The sequence below is a fragment of the Roseomonas rosulenta genome (genome assembly GCF_016106005.1).
GTDB classification, from domain to species: Bacteria; Pseudomonadota; Alphaproteobacteria; order Acetobacterales; family Acetobacteraceae; genus Neoroseomonas; species Neoroseomonas rosulenta.
In genome coordinates this window covers 1-1,874 of the sequence record NZ_JACADR010000479.1, presented here as the reverse complement: position 1 = coordinate 1,874, position 1,874 = coordinate 1, and the positions used below count along the sequence as shown (strand labels likewise).

The 1,874-nt window shown below is 74.4% G+C and carries 3 protein-coding genes; all 3 read right to left on the bottom strand.

The features are described 5' to 3' along the window. Positions 1-172 precede the first annotated feature (172 nt). Positions 173-1,192 carry an NADP-dependent oxidoreductase gene (locus HW578_RS26050; RefSeq protein WP_198373615.1) on the bottom strand — a complete coding sequence of 340 codons (1,020 nt, stop codon included), beginning with the start codon at positions 1,190-1,192 and terminating at the stop codon, positions 173-175. 126 nt (positions 1,193-1,318) lie between these two features. Beyond that, positions 1,319-1,507 carry a hypothetical protein gene (locus HW578_RS26045; protein ID WP_198373614.1) on the bottom strand — a complete coding sequence of 63 codons (189 nt, stop codon included), beginning with the start codon at positions 1,505-1,507 and terminating at the stop codon, positions 1,319-1,321. 126 nt (positions 1,508-1,633) lie between these two features. Beyond that, the coding region (locus tag HW578_RS26040; RefSeq protein ID WP_198373613.1) for a DUF6481 family protein at positions 1,634-1,874 on the bottom strand (241 nt) is incomplete at its 5' end.

Here is a 1,874-nt window from a genome sequence, read left to right as displayed (position 1 = left end):
GGCGACCCAGGCGCCGGCGCCGAAGATCGCGGCCGGGACCAGCAGCGCCGCCGCCACCAGCGCTGCGAGCCCGCGCCGTGCGCGCCCCGGGGCGGGTGCGGCGGCCATGGGCGCCGCATCGAGGCGGGCCGGACGCTGGTCCATGGTTGGCAGGCGGGGCGCGGCGGGGCCGTCAGTCTACCCGGACCACCAGCTTGCCGAAATTCTCGCCTTTCAGCAGGCCGATGAAGGCGCGCGGGGCGTTCGCCAGGCCGTCCACCACATCCTCGCGCCAGCGCAGGCGGCCGGCGCGGATCCAGCCCTCCATCTCGGCGCGGAAGGTGGCGTAGCGCGACCAGCCGGTGTCGGAGACGATGAAGCCCTGGATGCGCAGCCGCTTGCGCACCACCGGCCCGAGGTTGGGCCCCGGCGGGGCGCCGGCGGCATCGGCGCCGGGGGCCTCGTTGTACTGCGCGATCATGCCGCACATCACCATGCGGCCGAAGTCGCGCAGGCGCGGGAAGACCGCGGCCTGGGTCTTGCCGCCGACATTCTCCCAATAGACGTCGATGCCCTCGGGCGCCGCGGCGTCGAGCTGCGCGTCGAGGTCGCCATGGTGGTCGAGGCAGGCGTCGAAGCCGAGCTCCTTCACCACGAAGTCGCACTTCCGCGCACCGCCCGCGACGCCCACCACCTTGCAGCCGCGGATCTTGGCGATCTGCCCGACAACCTGGCCGACCGCGCCGGAGGCGGCCGAGACCACCACCGTCTCGCCGGCCTTGGGCTGGCCGATATCCTCGAGACCCGTCCAGGCGGTCAGCCCGGGCATGCCGAGCACGCCGAGGCTTGTGGACAGCGGCGGATCGGCAGCCGGCACCTTGAACAGCCGCTCCGGCCCCACGACCGAGAAGCGCTGCCAGCCATAGCCACCGAGCACGATGTCCCCCGGCGCGAACCCGGGATGGCGGGAGGCCACCACCTCGCCGGCGGTCTGGCCTTCCATCACCGCGCCGAGCGCCACCGGCTTGGCGTAGGATTTCACGTCGGCCATGCGCCCGCGCATGTAGGGGTCGAGCGAGAGGAAGCGCGCGCGCACCAGCACCTGGCCTTCGCCGGGCTCGGGCATGGCGGTCTCGACGATGTCGAAATCCTCGGGGACGGGCGCGCCCACGGGGCGGCGCTTCAGCAGGATCTGCAGGTTGGTCTCGGCCATCGGGTTCCTCCGTATGGCGCGGAGGATGCCATGGGTGGCGTCACGCCGCGAGGCGTGCCTGCCGGAGACGTGCATGCCGGGCAGGGGGCGACGCGCGGCGTGCCGATGGCGGCCCCGCCCTTCGCGTCAGCGGCGCGCCTTGCCCTTCGCGATCTCGCGCTCGATCGACGACCGCTCGGTGGCACCGGAGCGGCGGATGATCTCGCGCACGATGGCGGGCGAGACGCGGTGGCGCTTCGCCAGGTAGGCGATGTCGTCCTCGATGCTCGTGGCCGGCTTCGCGGCCGCGGCTTCGGCGGTGTCGGGATGTGCCATGGTCGGGCTCCTGTGGCGCGGCCTGCGCCTTTGGGCACGGCCGCGGGCGTGATGGCGGATGGCCCCTTCCGCGAACGGCATGGGCGGCGCCGGGCGGTCGCGCCCGGCGCGCGCCCGATCGGGCTGTTACTTGCGCCGGGCCTTGCGGGCGGCGTAGCGGGCGTCGCGCAGCGCCTTCTGCTCGGCGGCGAGCGCGAGGGCGCGGGCCTTCTTCTCGGCATCGAGAAGGGCGGCGCGTTCCTCGGCCTCCATCGCGGCGGCCGCAGCCTCGCGCGCGGCCTCGGCCTCGCGCTTCGCCTGCTCTGCCGCTTCGCGGGCCAGCTCGGCCTGGCGGGCGGCCTCGGCGATCGCCTGGCGCTCGGCTTCC